Origin of the sequence: Clostridium sartagoforme, from assembly GCF_004794105.1 — a bacterium.
GTDB lineage: Bacteria > Bacillota > Clostridia > Clostridiales > Clostridiaceae > Clostridium > Clostridium sartagoforme_B.
The window spans coordinates 17,049-33,530 of sequence record NZ_SRYR01000013.1; the positions used below are offsets into that span (position 1 = coordinate 17,049).

Here is a 16,482-nt window from a genome sequence, read left to right on the forward strand (position 1 = left end):
TTTAGTGAAAAACAGTTTTGAAAGTAAATTACATCAATTGAAAGCATATATTTTTTAATTTTTATATAAGTTGTTTGTGTAATTTCCTAACTAAAATATTTTGAGTATAAAATATAACTGAATAAAATGTAAAAACTTTATTACAACTTATATATAAATAAATGATACCATAAAATAAAATTAGTCAAAAGTTCCTAGAAATTAATATGATATAATATTCATTAAAGTATAAATAGGGGGAAATAGATATGAGAAAGAAAAAAGTTATAATTTCAATAACAGCTATTTTATCAGTTTTATTCTTACTTTTTCTTAGTAATTCTATGTATAAATCTAACAAAGAAAAGTTGAAAATAGAAACTGTAGAAAATCTTATAATAAATGGAGATTATGAAGAAGCTTTAGAGAAAATAAATGATGATAAAGATAATGAAAATTTAATATCTTATAAGAATTTAATTGAGGATTTCTTAAACTTAAGAGATTATGAGGATATTGAAGATAAGAAGGAAGTACTAGAAATCTTTAAAGAAAAATATAAAGATGATATAACAGGTGATATTTTTGAAAGCTTAAATAAAGATCTTTCAAAAATAGAGGAGAGTATTAGTAATTACTATAAGGAAATTACTATTGAAAAAGAGAAAATTAATAAAGCTATAGAAGAGGATATAGATAGTGTAGGAGATTTAATCAAATCCTTTAAGGAGAAATATCCTAAAGAAAATATTACTGAAATAGAAGATACATATAATAAAAAATTAGAAGAAATAAATAATAGTATTGAACATAATAATAGTGATGTTACATCAGAAAATAGCAGTTCACCTAATATTACGTCAAATAGTAATAGTAATAGTGGAGTAGTGGGAATAGGCAGTACAAATGCAGCTAAAAACTCAAGTCAAATTGTAACTGTAGTAAGTACTGGAGGATCATATGGTGAATTAGTAGTTTGGGAAAAAGATAGACTAGGTAACTGGATTGAAGTAGATAGGGTAGCAGCTAGATTAGGACAAAATGGATTAAAAAGTGCTAGTGAAGTCTATGAAATGGATAAATGTACACCTACAGGAATTTATACTTTAACAGAAGCATTTGGAATTAATTCTAATCCAGGAAGTGGAGTTACATATAGGCAACTTGATGGAACAGAGTATTGGGTTGATGATGAAAATTCTCAATATTATAATACTATGCAATTTGGTGATCCTAATGGAAGATGGTCATCAGCAGAGAAGCTTACAGATTATCCTGGATATTATAATTATTCATTAGTAATTGATTATAATAGATGGCCTGTAGTTCCTGGTAAAAGTTCTGCAATATTTATACATTGTGATATGGGAATATATACTTATGGGTGCGTAGCGATTCCACAACAAAATTTAGTTAATCTATTAAAAAGATTAGATCCAGCTAAAAACCCAGTAGTTATTTTAGATTTTAGTTATGATAGTATCTATAATAATTATTAATATAGGATAAATAAGTTAGAAGTTTAAGAGAATTAGAAGCTTAAAATAATTAGATATAAATATATTAAAAGGGTCTGTTGTACAATGGAAAATACAACAGACCTTTGATTTTTAGATTAATTTATTATAACTTTTGTATCATCGTCTATATTATCATATATCCATTTAGAGTCCTCGACTTCAAGTCTTATACAACCGTGAGAGGCAGGCGCGCCAAGGGTATAATCTACTATTTCACTTTGATCTTCGTTAAATGGAAGTGAGTGAAATAAGTAATCACCCATAAATTGAACCCAGTACTTTCCTCCTTGCTCATAATCAGGGGAGTAAAACCAATCGCCCCTACCAGTTACAGAAAAAATACCCTTAGGAGTTTCCTCACCCTCAATTCCAGTTGAACTAGAGAATTCTTTTAGTAGAGACCAATTATTTTTTTCACCACTATAAATATAAGTCATCTGCTTATTTAAGTTTAAGTAAATTAAATAAGGGGTTTTACTAGCTATAGATAAGGTGTTTATATTGCTAGGTGTTATTTCTTGGAGTATGGCATTTGAAGTATACTCTGAATCCTCACCTTGATATTCTTCTCTAAATTGTCTTATTGAATTAATTTTATTATCAATTTCAGTTATATCATCTTTAGTTAATTTACTTTTATCATAATCAGATAATATTTCCAAAGCCTTAGTGTAATATTTATTAGCGACTAATTCTTCAACACTATCTAATAAGTAATCCTTATAATTTGAATAATAATCATTAATATAATCCTGGGCCATTTCATAGTCTTTAGGAGTATCCTTTGATACTAAATTAAAATAGGAAATAGCAGTACTATAATCTTTAGAATTAAAGGCTAATATTCCTAAATTTAAATAGCTATTTTCATTTTGAGCACTATTAGTTTTAGGGGGCTTATATTCTTCTGGGGAATTTGTATTAGCTACAGCTGTATTCTTAGGGGATTCTAAAACTGAAATCAATTTATTTAATGAATCTCCAAGAATATTATAGCTATCAACTTCCTTTAGTACTTCTAATGCACTAGAATTATTAATTTCACTATTAGATAAAGCTATAAGTACTTTATTTACTACATCAGTAAAGTAATTTTCTAAATCGGTATTTAGCTTATTTTTAGAAACTAATAGTAATTTACTATCTAATAAAGATTTAGCATTTGAGTAATCTTTATTATTAAAGGATAAATAGAACTTAGAAGTTGTTTCTCTATAGTTTGAATTAATATATATATTAGTTGTAAATCCTACTAACATAATGAAAATAATAATTGACATTAATTTAAATATAGAGAACTTTTTCTCTCTACCTTTATTGATTTTAAACATAAATTCTCCTCCTTGACTTATATTATAATCATTAACCAAATTCACAAAAAATAAACTTATTCATAGAAAATTTAAAAATTGGCTTTGTTTATAAAACCTATTTTCTATGATAGAATAGGTAGTAATTACTAAAATAGAAGGAGTTATAAATATGAAGGATAGAATAGGCTTCTTTAATAAAATTATAATTAGTGTAGCCAATGTAAAGAGATATAAAGAGTTAATAAATGAAAAATTATCAAGAGCTATAATATACTCCATACTTTTTTCCCTTATAATAGGTTCAGCTATTGGTGGGTTCAGTTATGCAGCCATTGCTTCTATGCAAAAGAGTATAGAAAATATAATGTCTACAGAGGAGCTTAAGTTTACTTTAGAAAATGGAGTTTTAGATTTTGAAAATTCACCACTTAAATATGAAGAAGGGCAAAATATTATTTATATAGATACTAGTCTATCGTTAAGTGATGTTAACAATATTAGAAAAATAGTTGTACATAAGGATTTTTCAGTATCCTTTTTAAAGGATGGTATTTCATATAGAGCTAATGGAGAAGAATATAACTATAAATATACAGAAATGAACTTAGTAGATAAGATTGATAATAATGATTTTATAAACTCACTTGGTATTTTTAGTATTATTAAATATATAGTGTTTATACTTAGTATATTAATGACTTATCTTAACTTTATGTTTAATGCTTTTATATTATCAATTCTTGGAGTTATTTTAAATAAGATAAATTATTTAAATTTAGGATATGGTAATATACTCAAGATATGTATTTATGCAACGACACTTTCGACAATTTTAGGTTCGTTTATAAATCTAGGGGCATTCTCTATGCTTATATCTGGAACTTATTTAACAATGGTAATTAACAATTTAAGAAGAGAAGTGGAATTATAAACAGATAAATACCCTTAAGAATATAAAACATGAGTATTCTTAAGGGTATTTTTGCATATTTTAATAAGTAGATATAAAAATATAAATAAATATATAATTAAAAAGGTAAAAATATCATAAAGATGCATAGAAAAATTGGAAAAAACTGCAAAATATGTTGTTAGAAAAATTTTCATATGGTACACTTATAATATGGGTTAAAAAATGCTAAGGCTGGTATGAAAGGAAATATGAAGATGATTAACAATGAATTTATCACTAGGGAATTGTTACTTAAAAAAGATAATTTAAATGATTTTTTTTCAAAAAAAAATAATAGCCTTACAAATGATGAGTTAATAATGGTCATAACTGAATTATTAAATAAAAGTAGTAGGCAAGATAATTTTCTATCAAACATATCACATGACTTAAGAGGACATCTAAATGTTATCTTAAGTATAATGCAGTGCATAGACTATGGAAGCGTATCCATAACTGATAAAAAAGTATTAGAGTATATGAAGATGGTTAAAAGAAATAGCTTAAAAATGCTAAAGCTTATAAATAATCTTATAGATACTACAAAGCTTGAAAATAATTATTATGTTTTAAATATGAAAAATATAGATGTTATTTCAATAATAGAAAGCACAATAAATTGCATAGATAAATATGCAAAGCAAAAAAACATTCAGTTAACTTTTGATACTAATGAGGAACAGTGTATAATGGCAGTGGATCCAGAGGTCTTAGATAGGATAATTATGAATTTACTATCTAATGCAATAAAATTCTCATATAGTAATTCAGATATATATATATATATTAATGTTTTAGGAGACTCAATATCAATATCTATAAAAGATGAAGGGCCTGGAATATCAAAGGAAAATCAAGGGAAAATATTTAGCAGGTTCTATCAGATATCAAATGATAATAATAGGGAATCTTCAGGAAGTGGTATAGGACTTGATTTAGTAAATTATCTTGTTAAGTCCATGGGGGGAGAGATAATTTTAAATAGTGAAGAAAATAAAGGGTGTGAATTTATAATTACATTTCCAATAACATTGGTTGAAGAAAGAGAAGACTATTGTTTAAGAGGTGATGAAGGAAAAATTCAAATGTTAGAAATAGAGTTTTCAGATTTATATAATAATTAGCATATTTACCTAATAGAGATAAGTTACTTGATTTATTTATGGACTTATGATAATATAGTTTTGTTAAAATTTAATATGCGGTGGTAGCTCAGTTGGATAGAGTAGCTGGCTACGAACCAGTTGGTCGGGGGTTCGAATCCTCTCCGCCGTACCATAGAAAGCCTTGTAAATACTAAGTTTACAAGGTTTTTTTATTTTACTTAAAATCAGTTGACTTATAAGTTTTACTTCTTATTTTCTCCCTTATAGCATTTTTAAAGAAAGAAGAACATTAATTAGAGGCTATTTTGCATTCTAAGAAAACAACTTTATTTTTTCATCATAATAGTAAAAATTTAGAGTCTTTAAAATCTATAAAAAAATATATGAGGGGAATAATAAAATTAATAAGAAAAGATAAAAAGGATAAAATTATGAAAATAGATTTACTTATCAATCAGATAGATAATCATAATGAAGCAAATATTTTAGCAACAAAAAAATATAGGCCAAGAGAAGTGATACTTATATATAGAAAAGAAGATAAAGAAAAATTAAACTCCCTTATAGATTATTATAAGAATAATTTTAATGAAGTTACTTTAAAAGACATAAATATAGAAGAGGGGAATATGGAATTATTAGAAAATCTAATAAAAAATAATAAAGATAAAGAGATATTAGTTAATTTAACGGGTGGAAGTAGAATTAACTCCTTACTATTATTAAATATAATAAAGGAACTGGATATTAAATCTGTTTATTTAGATATCAAAAATAGAGATATATATACTTTTCATAGAGGTGTAAATATAGATAAAGAAGATTTTGAGGATATGGAGTTAAATACTATTCTTAAAGCTTCTGGGGGAGAGTTTATAAATGACAGTACTGATTTCTCTAAAAAAGAAGATTTAAAGTTGTTTACAAAATCCATATATAAGAACCTTGAACTTTGGCATAAACATAAACAAAAGTTATATGATAGTAATATTTTTACTCATGATATTAATAATCCAAAGAGTATAAAAATAAAAGTAGGCTTATTTAATAAGGATGAAAAGAAGTTATTAAATCAGATATTGTTAAAGCTTAAAAGTATGGGAGAAATACAGTATATAGAAGATAGAAATGAAATAAATGTAGAGTTTATGAATGACTATTTAAAATCCTTTATTTTTAAAAGTGGAACATGGCTAGAAATTGCAACAAATAATATGATAAAGGAAATTAAGGAAATAGATGAAGTTAAAAGTGGAGTTATGTTTTTATGGAATGATAAAAGTAAGGTAGTGAGAAATGAAGTAGATGTAATAGCTATAAAAGACTCTATTCCTATATGTATTTCATGTAAAGATAGTGATAAATATAATGAAGATACTTTAAATGAATTAGAAGTTTATAGTAAACAGATTGGAGGTGATAATTCTTATAAGGTATTAGTTGCAACTAAGGAACCAATAAAGCTTTCTGTGAAGGAGAGAGCAAAAGAAATGAATATTAATATTATTATTTTTGAAGGAGATGAAGAAAAATTTAAAAAAACCATTAAAAATATAATATTTAAGAATTAATTTGAATTTTCAAAATTTGAAATTGTTTAATCTTTTATGTAAGTATAATAAAGTTATAAGCTAAATAAAATAATGAAATTAGGGGGTCATTTGTATGGGAAAGAAACCTTTAAAGATTGTTACAATAGGTGGAGGATCAAGTTATACACCTGAGTTAGTAGAAGGATTAATTAAAAGATATGATGAAATGCCAGTAAGTGATTATTGGTTAGTAGATATTGAAGAAGGTAAAGAAAAACTAGAAATAGTAGGAGCACTTGCTAGAAGAATGGTTGAAAAAGCAGGAGTTCCAATGAATATACATTTAACATTAGATAGAAGAGAAGCATTAAAAGATGCAGACTTTGTTACTACTCAATTAAGAGTTGGATTATTAAAGTCTAGATGTAAGGATGAAAGAATTCCTTTAAGTCATGGATTCTTAGGTCAAGAAACTAATGGAGCTGGTGGGTTATTTAAAGCTTTAAGAACAGTTCCAGTAATTCTAGATATAGCTAAGGATATTCAAGAATTATGTCCTAATGCTTGGTTAATTAACTTTACAAACCCAGCAGGAATAGTAACAGAAGCCTTATTAAGATATGGAGTTCATAAGAAGGTAATTGGAGTATGTAATGTTCCAATAGGATTACAATTCTCATTTGCAGATATATTAGGGGTGGATAGAGATAAGGTAACAGTGGATTTTGCTGGATTAAACCATATGGTTTACGCTGAAAGAGTCTATAATGATGGAAAAGATGTTACAGCAGAAATTATTGATAGATTAACTGCTCCAGACACTAAGAGTCAAACAATGGCAAATATAAAAGACTTAGACTGGGATGTTGCTACAATAAGGGCATTTGGAGTAATACCTTGTCCATATCACAGATATTACTATAAGACTAAGGATATGCTTAATGATGAGTTAGAAGAATTCAAGAAGGGCAGAACTAGAGCTGAAGTAGTAATGGATGTTGAAAAGAAATTATTTGAAATGTACAAAGACGTTGATTTAAAAGAAAAACCAGAAGAATTATCTAAGCGTGGTGGAGCACACTATTCAGATGTTGCTTGTAATGTAATCAACGGTATATATAATGATAAAAACACTATAATTGCAGTAAATACAAAGAATAATGGAACTTTAAAGCAATTTGAAGATGAGTCAGCAGTTGAAGTAAGTTGTTATATTGGGAAGAATGGTCCAGTGCCAGTAGAAACTGTTACTGACCTACCAGTATTTGCTCAAGGCTTAGTTGGTCAAATTAAATCATTTGAAAGATTAGCAGCTGAAGCAGCTTATACAGGAGATTATAACACTGCATTATTAGCAATGGTAACCAATCCATTAGTAGCTGATGATGTAAGAGGTAGAAAGTTATTAAATGAAATGTTAGTTGCTAATAAAGAACATTTACCACAATTTAAAAATGTTATAGAAAAGATAGAAGCTGTAGAAAGAGCTGAATTCTAAAATTATTAAAAAGCCCTTAGTTCATAGCTCATCTTAAATATGAGCTATGAATTTAAATAAATTTACCCTTGAAAAAATTGTGAACTACAAAAGAATTAAACAAAAGAAGAAATGAGAAACAAAGGATAACATAATAATTAATATAGCGAAATATTAACCTCTTTAATTTTATGTAACTAATTAAAGTTAATATTTCGCTATATTTTTTATAGATTCTTATATAGAATCCCATATCGTAAATAAATATACTCAATTAAGAAGCTTAAATCATGGGTATGAGTTTGAATATATTCAGTAGTAGCTTCTCGCTTTGGTAAATAAATTATGTAATTGCTTCTCTTAGTATACTTTGGATTTTCTTGTTCAGTAATAACTACTAAGGTAGCAGGACTAGCCGCAATTTTTTTCCAAAGCCTTTCATGATAAATAGTAAATCTCCCGGTAGGGGATATTAATATTGCAAGAGAAGACTCATCCATTTCTGCTGCAAGTTTTTCTTGTTCTTGTACATCATTTGCATGATATATTAATTTAGATAATCTAGCTAAATTATTTTGAAGATTTTGAGCCATAAGTTGAGAGTATTGAGTACCAAAAATATATACATTTTTAGAACTATATATAAGTTCAATAATGCTATCAATTAATTTTAAGTCTACAGTATTCTTAAATGAATTTACCTCATCAGCAATCTCATTAGACATATTATTTAATAAATCTTCTCTATCAATATCATAGTTAATTGCTCTTGGCCTTATAAGGCTTTGATTATAATTATTAATATTAATCTTCATATTTTCTTTAAATTCTATAAAGCTTGAATAGCCAAGTTTATGGCAAAATCTAGTTATAGCAGCTGGAGAAGTATAGCATAAATCAGCTAATTTATTTATGGACATATTAGGTATAATACGTACATTTCTAAGCAATGTAATAGCTATACTATGATTGATATCATTTGATTTGCTACTATTTAAAAATAATAATAATCTGTAAATTAAATCCCCCATAAAAACTCACTCCTTACTATAGATTATATAGTGTAATTATATCTACATTAAGTTATTTTTTCTTACCAATTACTTCTCCTAATAACACCATAGATTCATATCCAAGGTTTGATTGTTCTACTATATCTTTGTCAATTTCTATAGCATCTTTTTCAAATACAAGAATAGTTGTAGAACCTCCAAATTTGAAATAACCTTTTTCTTCTCCTCTAGATACTTTCTTATTTTCCTTATAACTTTGAATAATTGTACCAACACAAGTTGCACCAACTTCAATATGAAGAATATCACCAAAGTTTTCTGATTTAAACTCACACCATTCCCTTTTATTTTGGCAGTATAACTTAGGAATTCTCTCTAAGGCTACTGGATTTACAGAATAGTAGTTACCTTTAATAAAGTGATTTTCTAAAGGAATCCCATTATCAACGAAGTGGAATCTATGATAATCAGTAGGGCACAGTCTTAAAACTAAACAGGTTCCCCCTTCATACTTTTTAGCAATATCTTTATTTGCAAGTAACTCTTCTAAACTATAGTTAATCCCCTTAACTTGGATCAATTTATCTATAGAAATATTTTCGTAAGCAAATAATCTACCATCTCCAGGAGACATAAGTAAATTATTATCCCTAGGAATGGGCCTAGCATCAGCTTTTAAAGTTCTAATAAAGAAGTCATTAAAACTAGAAAAACTATCAATTGAATTCATACTTATATCCATATCTATATTAAAGCCATCTATAAACTTCTTAATCTTCTTTTTACTTAAAGGTGAATCACAGAAAGCACCATAAAGTCTTGAAAATATTTTTTTCTTTACTAAGAGTTCAGTAAAGCCTTTTCCAATAGGAGATTCATAAGACCATTTTATATAATTTTCTCCTGCAACTTTTTCTATTTCATATTTTTTAGATTTTCTATTATATATGCGTATCATTTGAAACCTCTTATTCTTAATTATTAAACTACAGAATTCTATTAATAATTCATATAATTATGATTTAGTAAAATCATAATTTAATAGAATCGATTAAGAAAAATATCAAAATTAAACTGTAATTTTTTATGAAGGTAGTATAAGTAATATCATTATTTAAAAATCATTAAATTAAATATGACTGTATATAAAATAGCTACTACAACTTCTATATTATATTATCATAAAATACGAATAAAAATCCCTCTATTTATTAATTTTGCTTTACTTATTATAAATTATACAAGATAATAAGTATGTTGGATTAATACATTTATGGGAGGGATTATCATGGAAGGTTTTGTAGAACTAATAACGCCATTAGCCATACATAGTTTAGAAGCTATGGGTATAATAATTATTATAATCGGGGCAATTAAAGGCTTTTATAAGTTTATTTTAAACATAATTACTAAAAATGATTATCCCATTAAAGTAGAATTTGCTCAATCTTTAACCTTAGCGTTAGAATTTAAATTAGGAGCAGAAATATTAAAAACAGTAATAGTAAGATCTTTAGATGAAATGTACATATTAGCAGCAATAATTGTATTAAGAGCTATTTTAGCTTTTGTAATCCATTGGGAAATGAAAGCAGATACCAAAAATGGTCATTAAATATGCAAATAAAAAATAGGCATTAGGAAGTAATGTCTATTTTATTATAATTTTAACTAAAGGATAGTAATTATTTATAAATTATAGTACAATAATAATTGTTAATAATGTAACAATTATTACATTCTTTACAAAGTAATATAGGAGGCAAAAATGATTAAAGTAACTATAAATGGAAAAGAAGTTTTAGTAAATAATGAGGATAACTTATTAAAAGCTGCAAAAAGTAATGGAATAGATATTCCAGCATTATGCTTTTTAGAGGACTGTGGAAATGTAGGGCAATGTGGAGTTTGCCTTGTTGAAATAGAAGGTCAAGATGATTTAGTTAAAGCCTGTTGTGTAACTCCTGAAGAAGGAATGGTTATTAATACAAATACTGAAAGAGTTCAAGAAGCTGTTAAAGCTACAGTTGCAAGCTTATTAGATAAGCATGAATTTAAGTGTGGACCATGTAAAAGAAGAGAAAACTGTGAGTTTCTGAAGCTAGTTATTAAAACTAGGGCTAAGGCTACTAAACCTTTTGTTGTTGCAGATAAATCAGAGTATGTTGATGATAGAAGTAAGTCTATTGTAATAGATAGAACAAAGTGTGTTACTTGTGGAAGATGTGTCGCAGCTTGTAAGACTAAGACAGGCACAGAATCTATTAAGTTTATTGAAGTAGATGGAGAGAAAATAATTGGACCTGAAAACTTAAAATGTTTTGATGATACTAATTGCTTACTATGTGGGCAATGCGTAGCGGCATGTCCAGTTGATGCGTTATCTGAAAAATCTCATATGGATAGAGTTAAGGATGCATTAGAAGATGAAGAAAAGCATGTTATAGTTGCTATGGCACCTTCAGTAAGAACTGCTATGGGAGAGCTATTTAAGATGGGTTACGGGGTAGACGTAACAGGAAAGACATATACTGCTTTAAGACAATTAGGATTTGATAAGATATTTGATATAAATTTTGGGGCAGATATGACAATAATGGAAGAGGCTACTGAATTAATTGAAAGAATTAAAACTGGTGGACCATTCCCTATGTTTACATCTTGTTGTCCAGCATGGGTAAGACAAGTAGAAAACTACTATCCAAATCTTTTAGGGAACTTATCTACGGCTAAGTCACCTCAACAAATATTTGGAGCAGCTAGTAAAACTTATTATCCAATAATATCAGACATAGATCCAAAGAATGTATTCACTGTAACTATAATGCCTTGTACTGCTAAAAAATATGAAGCAGATAGAGCTGAAATGGAGAACAATGGATTAAGAAACATAGATGCTGTAATCACTACTAGAGAATTAGCTAAGATGATTAAGGATGCTAAGATTGACTTTGCAAAGCTTGAGGATAGTGAAGCTGATCCAGCTATGGGAGAATATACTGGAGCAGGTGCTATATTCGGAGCTACTGGTGGAGTTATGGAAGCAGCACTAAGAACAGCTAAGGACTTCGTAGAAGGAAAAGACTTAGAAAATATAGAATATGAAGAGGTAAGAGGATTAGCTGGAATTAAAGAAGCTACAGTAGAAATAGGTGGAGAAAACTATAATGTAGCTGTAATTAATGGTTCATCTAGTTTATTTGATTTTATAAATAGCGGAAAGCTAGAAGAGAAGAAATATCACTTTATTGAAGTAATGGCTTGTCCTGGTGGATGTGTAAATGGCGGAGGACAACCTCATGTTAATCCTTCAGATAGATTAACTATGGATATTAGAAGCGTTAGAGCATCAGTATTATACAATCAAGATAAGAATTTAAAGAAGAGAAAATCTCACGAAAATGGTGCTTTAAATAAGATGTATGATACTTACATGGGTGAACCAGGACATGGTAAAGCTCATGAATTACTTCATATGAGTTATAAAAATAAGTAGTGTAAAACTAAAACTTAATATATTAAATAGAAAAGTGTGAAGTATAATATTATATTTCACACTTTTTTATAAATTTTATACATAATATTAATCTATAGATTGCTCTTCAAATATAGAAAGGCAAGCTATTACCTAAATTATTAGAGAATTTCTTTGATTTCTTGGACTATAAAAACACTATTTTCAAAGTATTGTAAGGTACATAATTATAGTTACTGTAAATAGTCTAAATTGAGAAAAAAAGGGCGAATTTAATATAAATAGTAAAATTGATAGTAAATATAATTATCCATATAATATGAATTATTATGTTCTTTGAATAAAAAGTGGATGGTGTATTATGGATATTACAATTATTATTAGTCTTATTTTTTCTTTTGCTTGTATAATATTAGGATTTACATTAGAGGGGGGAGCTTTAGGTGCGTTATTACAACATACCGCAGCAATTATAGTACTTGGTGGTACCATTGGAGCAGTAGGTATTTCTACCCCAGGAAAGATTCTGAAGAGATTTCCAAAGGTGTTATCAGCAGCTTTTAAGAAAAGAGAAAGTAATACTATAGAAAATATCAAGTTTTTTAAGGAAATTGCTACAAAGACAAGAAAAGATGGACTACTTAGCATAGAATCAGATGTAAATGATACGAGTATGGATCCTTTTATTAGAAAGGGGCTACAAATGATTGTAGATGGAGTTAATCCTGATATAATAAAGAGTTCCTTAGAGACAAGACTCGAACAAATATCAGAAAGACATCATCAAGGTATTGCTATATTTGAAGCAGCAGGTGGATATGCACCTACTATGGGTATTATAGGTACGGTTATGGGACTAGTTCAGGTATTAGGAAGCCTGGATGACCCTGATGAGCTTGGACCTAAAATAGCAGTAGCATTTATAGCAACGCTTTATGGTATAGCAACTGCTAACTTAATCTGGTTACCTATAGCAAATAAATTAAAGGCTTTAAATGATGAAGAAATAATTGAAAAGGAAATGTGTATAGAAGCATTATTACTTATTCAAGAGGGTGTCAGCCCTACAGCTATAATGGGCAAGCTGGAAGGATATTTAACTGAAAGTGAAATAGAAACACTGTACTTGGGTGAGGAAGTTTAAAATGAAGAAGAGAAAAGAAAAACCAGAAAATAGTGAAAGATGGCTTCTTACATACTCTGATCTTATAACATTACTTATGGTATTCTTTGTAGTTTTATATTCAGCATCGAATATAAATCAAAAGAAATATGAGAAGTTAGCGAGCTCTATGAACTCTGCTTTTACTGGAGGTACGGGAATTGGTGATTCTGGGGAAGGAGGCGCTAATGAAGGTTCTAGTGATGAAGGAGAATTAAAACCTTTAGTTCAAAGTGAAGAAGAAAAGCTTCAAGGAATAGAGGGACAAGTTGATGAGATGATTAAAGAAATGGGTTTAGAAGGAAGTGTATCTACAAGTATAGAAGAAAGGGGATTAGTAATAAGTTTCAATGATAGTATATTCTTTGAGAGTGCAAAGGCAGAGATAATGGAAGATATGAAATTAAAATTAGTTTCGCTATCTACAGTATTAAATAAAATTGATAATTATATTAGGATAGAGGGACATACAGATAATGTTCCAATAAGAAATGAATATTTTAGTTCAAATTGGCAATTATCTTCTACTAGAGCATCTAATGTAGTTGAATATTTAATTAATAATGGAGGAATATCTCCAGATAGGTTGTCTGCAGTTGGTTATGGAGAATATAGACCTGTTGCAGATAATAGTACTAATCAGGGAAGATCTAAAAATAGAAGAGTAGATATACTTATATTAAATAATAAGTATGACAATATAGAAAATAATAATTAAATTAAAAGGATTGCCTATACAGGCAACCCTTTTAATTTTATCTTATCCAATGCCTTGGTTTAGTTATGTTAAGTGGTAGTTTAGTGTTTTTATCACCTTTAGCTGAATTAATTTGTGATTGAGTAAGAAATATACTTCTGCTAAGATCGGCGCCACTGAAATCAGCATCACGTAAATCCGCACCAATAAAGTCAGCTCCAGTTAGATTCATACCTTTAAGATTTGCTGCTATAAGAAATGCTCCTCTAAGGTCAGCTCCTCTGAGATCAAAGTTTCTAAGGTCTTTACCAAAATAAGATTTTGATTTAGGACTATTACTTGATTTTGATGATTTTCTACGAATAATATCACTAGTTTTTCTAATAAAAACATTAACCTTATCTCTATGGTTATCAATATTAATTTGTAAGAGTGAATCTGCATCTAATAATGTTAAGTTATTAGTGGAATCTATTAGACTCTTAATTTCTTCTTTTAAGGTTGTATCCTTTTGTAAATTAAAAGCTTCATTAAGATACCATAGCATTTCATGAAGTTGTCTCATTACATAAAATGATTCAAACATTTTTTTACTATGCTCAGAATTACCTTTCCAGTCCTCACCATTAAAGGTTATTTGGGAAATTTTTTGGCCTGCTCCAAAACAATCATAGCCGATACAGCCCTTTAAGCCATTAGTATAAAGACTATTATGAACAGAGCATTTAAAATCACTTTTTAAATTTATACAAGGCTTACCTGCATCTTTATTATGAGGAAATCCATCTGACTTTGAGAAGTATAGTGATACACAGCATAGACCAAAGCACTTTTCACAATCTATTTTTAAATTTTTAATATAATCATTTTCGTTATTCATATTTATTTACTCCATAGTTTTATTTTTAGTCTTTTTATATACAAGATAAGTTGGAATCAAGGATATGGGTAAAGATAAAGATATATTAGAACTAAAGGTCCTTATATAGTATTCTCTTAATTTATCTGCTATTGTTACTCCTTCAATCCAGTCAATGATAACAAATAAGTTAGAATTTAAGTAATCTATAATTAGGTATGAGATAATAAGAGAAAATATAAATATAAAAATTACCTTTTTATTAACCATAAAACTCTCCTTGTTAAATACACTATTATAGTTTAATTATATATTAGTATGGATAAAAATTACATATTTACTTACTTAAATGAGTTAATTTTATATATTAAAAATCTTATCCTAATTATTATGTTATAATCTTTAAGGAATAATTATTGGGAGAGTGGAATTTAATGAAGTATTTAGCTTGCGATTTAGACGGAACATTATTAAATGAAAACCATGGTATTAATGAGGGAAATATAAAGGGGATTATTGAATTTAAGGAAGCAGGAAATAAATTCATTATTTCAACAGGAAGAAGTTTATCTTCAATATATGACTTATTTAGTGAATACCCAGAAATAGAATATGATTATATAGTAGCTTGTAATGGAGCTATAGTATTAGATAAGGATAAGAATGTAATACATAGTAAGTTTATAGGAAGTGAGGTAGCTGAAGGCATATTTAAGGAGTTTTTAGACAATGAAGATGTATGTGTACATTTTGAATCTGAGGGGGAGCATTATCTAGTTGATTCTAATGTACCTAACTTAGAAGAGGTGCCTGAAGATATGAGGGGACTATATAGTCATTTTAAAGATAGAGTTTCTATAGAAGATTTATTTAAAAGTATAAATGAAAGAAATTACTCAATAATAAGTTTGTTTTCTAAAAATGGAGATAGAAATGTTGCAGAAAAAGCAAAGGATAAACTAGTTAAAAGTTTAGGTGATGATCTAGAGGCATTTAGAAACCAATTTTTTGTTGATATAGCTCCAAAAGGTTGCACTAAGGGAAGTGGATTAAAAAAGATACTTGAATTAAATAATGTAAATGAGGACAAGTTATATGCAATTGGAGACTCATTTAATGATATTTCTATGTTTAATTTAACAGAAAATAGTTTTACTTTTCATTATGCTGAGGATGGTGTAAAGGATATAGCAAATAATCATGTTTCTAGTGTTGAGGAATGCATTAGAAAGATTATGGATTAATTATAAAAAATATTGACAGTATCAATATATTATTATAAGATTTTATAAAATGAAGAGTTTTAAATAATAGTATCGCCGGATATATTATTTGTATAACAAGCATTAGAAATTTATACCGTTAGGCCTTGGGTATAAGTTATCTAGTGCTTTTTT

The 16,482-nt window shown here is 27.8% G+C and carries 15 protein-coding genes and 1 tRNA gene; 11 read left to right on the forward strand and 5 right to left on the reverse strand.

Features of this window, described 5'->3' with window-relative positions:
• Positions 1-248: 248 nt before the first annotated feature.
• Complete coding sequence (locus E5347_RS17120; RefSeq protein ID WP_243109797.1) at positions 249-1,478, forward strand: L,D-transpeptidase family protein; 1,230 nt, start codon at positions 249-251, stop codon at positions 1,476-1,478.
• Positions 1,479-1,594: 116 nt separating this feature from the next.
• On the opposite strand, the gene E5347_RS15030 is transcribed toward E5347_RS17120, so the two are convergent.
• Complete coding sequence (locus tag E5347_RS15030) at positions 1,595-2,830, reverse strand: L,D-transpeptidase (RefSeq protein ID WP_136008046.1); 1,236 nt, start codon at positions 2,828-2,830, stop codon at positions 1,595-1,597.
• Positions 2,831-2,981: 151 nt separating this feature from the next.
• Here E5347_RS15030 and E5347_RS15035 point away from each other — a divergent pair, with 151 nt between their 5' ends.
• From E5347_RS15035 to E5347_RS15055, 5 genes are all read left to right on the forward strand, one after another.
• The gene (locus tag E5347_RS15035) at positions 2,982-3,743 is read left to right on the forward strand and encodes a DUF1189 family protein (RefSeq protein WP_136008047.1); all 762 of its coding nucleotides are present in this window, start codon (positions 2,982-2,984) and stop codon (positions 3,741-3,743) included.
• Positions 3,744-3,979: 236 nt separating this feature from the next.
• Positions 3,980-4,888, forward strand: a complete 909-nt coding sequence (locus E5347_RS15040) for a sensor histidine kinase (protein ID WP_136008081.1) — start codon at positions 3,980-3,982, stop codon at positions 4,886-4,888.
• 77 nt (positions 4,889-4,965) lie between these two features.
• Positions 4,966-5,042: transfer RNA gene (locus E5347_RS15045), tRNA-Arg, on the forward strand.
• Positions 5,043-5,301: 259 nt separating this feature from the next.
• Positions 5,302-6,441 carry a Card1-like endonuclease domain-containing protein gene (locus tag E5347_RS15050; RefSeq protein ID WP_136008048.1) on the forward strand — a complete coding sequence of 380 codons (1,140 nt, stop codon included), beginning with the start codon at positions 5,302-5,304 and terminating at the stop codon, positions 6,439-6,441.
• A 94-nt stretch (positions 6,442-6,535) separates the two neighbouring features.
• Entirely contained in the window at positions 6,536-7,900 is a 1,365-nt protein-coding gene (locus E5347_RS15055) for a 6-phospho-beta-glucosidase (RefSeq protein ID WP_136008049.1), read from the forward strand.
• 206 nt (positions 7,901-8,106) lie between these two features.
• On the opposite strand, the gene E5347_RS15060 is transcribed toward E5347_RS15055, so the two are convergent.
• Entirely contained in the window at positions 8,107-8,910 is an 804-nt protein-coding gene (locus E5347_RS15060; protein WP_136008050.1) for a MurR/RpiR family transcriptional regulator, read from the reverse strand.
• A gap of 52 nt (positions 8,911-8,962) precedes the next feature.
• A complete protein-coding gene (locus tag E5347_RS15065; protein WP_136008051.1) occupies positions 8,963-9,850 on the reverse strand; it encodes a phosphatidylserine decarboxylase in 888 nt (295 codons plus the stop codon).
• A 330-nt stretch (positions 9,851-10,180) separates the two neighbouring features.
• Between E5347_RS15065 and E5347_RS15070 the strand changes: the two genes are divergently transcribed.
• The 4 genes from E5347_RS15070 (at position 10,181) to E5347_RS15085 (ending at position 14,247) form a co-directional block, all read left to right on the forward strand.
• The gene (locus E5347_RS15070; RefSeq protein ID WP_168354981.1) at positions 10,181-10,507 is read left to right on the forward strand and encodes a DUF1622 domain-containing protein; all 327 of its coding nucleotides are present in this window, start codon (positions 10,181-10,183) and stop codon (positions 10,505-10,507) included.
• Positions 10,508-10,660: 153 nt separating this feature from the next.
• Positions 10,661-12,388: a ferredoxin hydrogenase gene (locus E5347_RS15075; RefSeq protein ID WP_136008052.1), complete on the forward strand. Its 1,728-nt coding sequence runs from the start codon at positions 10,661-10,663 to the stop codon at positions 12,386-12,388.
• A gap of 340 nt (positions 12,389-12,728) precedes the next feature.
• On the forward strand, positions 12,729-13,511 hold the full coding sequence (locus tag E5347_RS15080) for a flagellar motor protein (protein WP_136008053.1): 783 nt from the start codon (positions 12,729-12,731) through the stop codon (positions 13,509-13,511).
• Between the two features lies 1 nt (position 13,512).
• On the forward strand, positions 13,513-14,247 hold the full coding sequence (locus E5347_RS15085; protein ID WP_136008054.1) for a flagellar motor protein MotB: 735 nt from the start codon (positions 13,513-13,515) through the stop codon (positions 14,245-14,247).
• A 37-nt stretch (positions 14,248-14,284) separates the two neighbouring features.
• Here E5347_RS15085 and E5347_RS15090 read toward each other — a convergent pair whose 3' ends face one another.
• Entirely contained in the window at positions 14,285-15,106 is an 822-nt protein-coding gene (locus E5347_RS15090; RefSeq protein ID WP_136008055.1) for a pentapeptide repeat-containing protein, read from the reverse strand.
• 6 nt (positions 15,107-15,112) lie between these two features.
• Entirely contained in the window at positions 15,113-15,355 is a 243-nt protein-coding gene (locus E5347_RS15095; protein ID WP_136008056.1) for a hypothetical protein, read from the reverse strand.
• 164 nt (positions 15,356-15,519) lie between these two features.
• On the opposite strand from E5347_RS15095, the gene E5347_RS15100 reads away from it, so the two are divergent.
• Complete coding sequence (locus E5347_RS15100; protein ID WP_136008057.1) at positions 15,520-16,329, forward strand: Cof-type HAD-IIB family hydrolase; 810 nt, start codon at positions 15,520-15,522, stop codon at positions 16,327-16,329.
• The last annotated feature ends 153 nt before the right edge of the window (positions 16,330-16,482 follow it).

Excerpts from the sequence above, each read along its gene's own strand:
- E5347_RS17120 (WP_243109797.1), top strand. The coding sequence starts at position 249 with ATGAGAAAGAAAAAAGTTATAATTTCAATAACAGCTATTTTATCAGTT.
- E5347_RS15030 (WP_136008046.1), bottom strand. The coding sequence starts at position 2,830 with ATGTTTAAAATCAATAAAGGTAGAGAGAAAAAGTTCTCTATATTTAAA.
- E5347_RS15035 (WP_136008047.1), top strand. The coding sequence starts at position 2,982 with ATGAAGGATAGAATAGGCTTCTTTAATAAAATTATAATTAGTGTAGCC.
- E5347_RS15040 (WP_136008081.1), top strand. The coding sequence starts at position 3,980 with ATGATTAACAATGAATTTATCACTAGGGAATTGTTACTTAAAAAAGAT.
- E5347_RS15050 (WP_136008048.1), top strand. The coding sequence starts at position 5,302 with ATGAAAATAGATTTACTTATCAATCAGATAGATAATCATAATGAAGCA.
- E5347_RS15055 (WP_136008049.1), top strand. The coding sequence starts at position 6,536 with ATGGGAAAGAAACCTTTAAAGATTGTTACAATAGGTGGAGGATCAAGT.
- E5347_RS15060 (WP_136008050.1), bottom strand. The coding sequence starts at position 8,910 with ATGGGGGATTTAATTTACAGATTATTATTATTTTTAAATAGTAGCAAA.
- E5347_RS15065 (WP_136008051.1), bottom strand. The coding sequence starts at position 9,850 with ATGATACGCATATATAATAGAAAATCTAAAAAATATGAAATAGAAAAA.
- E5347_RS15070 (WP_168354981.1), top strand. The coding sequence starts at position 10,181 with ATGGAAGGTTTTGTAGAACTAATAACGCCATTAGCCATACATAGTTTA.
- E5347_RS15075 (WP_136008052.1), top strand. The coding sequence starts at position 10,661 with ATGATTAAAGTAACTATAAATGGAAAAGAAGTTTTAGTAAATAATGAG.
- E5347_RS15080 (WP_136008053.1), top strand. The coding sequence starts at position 12,729 with ATGGATATTACAATTATTATTAGTCTTATTTTTTCTTTTGCTTGTATA.
- E5347_RS15085 (WP_136008054.1), top strand. The coding sequence starts at position 13,513 with ATGAAGAAGAGAAAAGAAAAACCAGAAAATAGTGAAAGATGGCTTCTT.
- E5347_RS15090 (WP_136008055.1), bottom strand. The coding sequence starts at position 15,106 with ATGAATAACGAAAATGATTATATTAAAAATTTAAAAATAGATTGTGAA.
- E5347_RS15095 (WP_136008056.1), bottom strand. The coding sequence starts at position 15,355 with ATGGTTAATAAAAAGGTAATTTTTATATTTATATTTTCTCTTATTATC.
- E5347_RS15100 (WP_136008057.1), top strand. The coding sequence starts at position 15,520 with ATGAAGTATTTAGCTTGCGATTTAGACGGAACATTATTAAATGAAAAC.